Here is a 2,032-nt window from a genome sequence, read left to right as displayed (position 1 = left end):
TAGAAGATGGCCGCGAGGTCGACGCGGACGACCTCGCGGCCATCTTCTACACCTCGGGTACGACGGGACGCCCCAAGAGCCTGGTGCTCTCCCACACGACGCTCGACGCCGGCCTCGGTCTGACCCAGGCCCAGGGCGTCGGTCGCGCCGACGCCACGTACTACATGATCAACCTGGTCAACCCTTGGGGCGTCCTCGTCCTGCTCACCTCACTGCGCCGTGGCTCCCCGATGGCGCTGGCCGCGACCAACGAGCCGGAAGTCGTCCTGCGGATGCTGCGCGCCCACCGGTTCGGCTGGATCGGCGGTGCGCCGACCACCTACCGCGCGCTCCTCGCCGAGGCCCGCGCCGCCGCCGAACCGGCACCCGATCTCACGGACACGCGCTGCGTCACCGGAGGCGACGCGTGCCCGATCGAGCTCAGCCGGGAGTTCGCCGAGACCTTCAAGTCCTCTCTGACGGGCGTCTACGGCATGACCGAGACCGCCGCTCCCGTGATCGAGCAGCCCCGGATCGACGCCGTCGACGAGCCGTCCATCGGATGGCCGCTGCCCGGCGTGGAGATCAGGGTCGACGCCGAGCCGGACGAAGCCGGTGAGCTGCTGATCCGCACCCCCTCCCGGCCCGTCGGGTCCTGGAACGGGACGGGAGTGGACCCCTTCGACCGCCGGCAGTGGCTCGCCAGCGGGGACATCGTCCGCCAACGACCGGACGGCTGCCTGTTGTTCGTCGGCCGGAAGAAGGACCTGATCATGGTCGAGGGTTATCCGATCGCCCCGCTGGAGATCGAGCGGGAACTGTCCACGCACCCGGACGTGGCGGCCGCCATCGCCTTCGGCGTGCCCGACGCCACCACCGGCGAACGAGTCGTCGCCCTGATCGAACCCGAACCGGGGCGCCAGGTCGACCTGCCGGAGCTGCTGAAGCACCTGTCCGGCCGTATCGGCGCGTACAAGCACCCCAGCGAGATCATCCCGGTGGACAGGCTCCCCGTCCTGCCCACCGGGAAACTGGGCCGTCAGCGGCTCACGGCGGACTATCTGGCGGCCCGGGAAGACGCGTCCCGCACGGCGGCCCCGGGGAGCGCGTCGTGAAGTTCGGCTTCGTCATGTTCCCCACCCAGGACGCCATTTCACCCGGGGAGTTCGGCGCCCTGCTGGAGGACCGGGGCTTCGAGTCCCTGTTCCTGCCCGACCACACCCATATCCCGGCCGTTACGCCCGAAGGGGACGACGTCACCGGTCTCCTGCCGGAGTTCAGGAAGGGCATGGACGCGCTGGTCGCCCTGGGCGCGGTGGCGCAGGCCACCACGACCCTGCGGATCGGCACCGGCATCCTGCTGGTCCCGGAACGCGACCCCATCATCACCGCGAAGGAAGTGGCGTCCGTGGACGTCCTCTCCGACGGCCGGATGAACCTGGGGGTGGGCCCCGGCTGGATCAAACAGGAGCTGCGCAACCACGGCACCGACCCCGACGACCGCTGGCACGTCATGCGGGAGCGGGTCGAGGCCATTCGACAGATCTGGACCCACGACATCGCCTCCTACCACGGCGACTTCGTCGACTTCGACCAGGTCACCTCTTGGCCCAAGCCCGTCCAACGGCCCCACCCACCGATCCTGGTGGCCGGCAACGGCCCCCGGGTCGCCGAACGGGTCCTCGCCTACGGCGACGAGTGGATCCCGATGCTCCGCCCCGGAGTCCTCGACCACATCACCGAGTTCAAGAAGACCGTCCGCAGGCCGGGCAGCGACCAGCCCCTCCCGGTCACTCTCTTCGGCGGCGAACTCCGTGACGCCGACAGCTACGCGGCCGCCGGCGTCGACCGCGTCCTGTTCTGGGTCAGACCCCTCGACACGGCCCGCATGACCAAAACCGTCGACCGGATCGCCCTGCAACTCGGCGACCGTCTGCGCTGACCGGACCGGCGACACAACGAGAGTCCCTCGACAGGAATATCGACAGGAACAAGGAGAGCGAAGCCGATGAGTTCCACAACGAGTGAGCCTGTGGTGCTGGGTGCGGAGTTC

Annotated in this window: 2 protein-coding genes; both read left to right on the top strand. The window is 69.5% G+C overall.

The window, feature by feature from the left end:
* Positions 1-1,094 (top strand): class I adenylate-forming enzyme family protein (locus tag AOK08_RS24365; protein WP_055529806.1); only part of this gene is annotated, 1,094 nt, incomplete at its 5' end.
* Positions 1,091-1,921, top strand: coding sequence for an LLM class F420-dependent oxidoreductase (locus tag AOK08_RS24360; protein WP_055529804.1), 831 nt, complete (start codon positions 1,091-1,093; stop codon positions 1,919-1,921). The genes AOK08_RS24365 and AOK08_RS24360, both read left to right, overlap by 4 nt.
* The last annotated feature ends 111 nt before the right edge of the window (positions 1,922-2,032 follow it).

The sequence above is a fragment of the Streptomyces graminilatus genome (genome assembly GCF_001418565.1).
GTDB classification, from domain to species: Bacteria; Actinomycetota; Actinomycetes; order Streptomycetales; family Streptomycetaceae; genus Streptomyces; species Streptomyces graminilatus.
The sequence above is the reverse complement of the archived record's forward strand: the minus strand, read 5'-3'. Positions and strand labels throughout refer to the sequence as shown.